Source organism: Prevotella sp. HJM029 (genome assembly GCF_000599605.1).
In the GTDB taxonomy this organism is placed as follows: Bacteria; Bacteroidota; Bacteroidia; order Bacteroidales; family Bacteroidaceae; genus Prevotella.
In genome coordinates, this window is sequence record NZ_AZHT01000115.1 from 1 (window position 1) to 311 (window position 311).

General features: G+C 37.0%; 1 pseudogene. It reads right to left on the reverse strand.

From position 1 onward, the window contains the following. A pseudogene (locus X919_RS17055) lies at positions 1 to 311 on the reverse strand (hypothetical protein); the annotation flags it as partial.

The window sequence follows — 311 nt, forward strand, 5'->3', positions numbered from 1 at the left end:
ACATCAAAAACAAAATCAGAGATAGGCTCTCGCTCTTCCCAAATAATTGGGGAAGAAGCGATGAATTCCTCATAAGGAACTTCTATTCGACTATCATCACGATCATTTAACTTTAAATATCTTCTCGTCTTACGTTCGTTTGGATATAGTATGAATAATCCATGCCATATATTCTCAACATCATACTTGTACCCCAAGTAAATGCAATACATGCGACCCTCATAGGCGGGATAAGGATATTTCCTTTTTTGAGGAAACGATAGGGTGTATAAACCTCCTTGCTCTTTAAAGCCCCTTTCTATTAAAAAAGG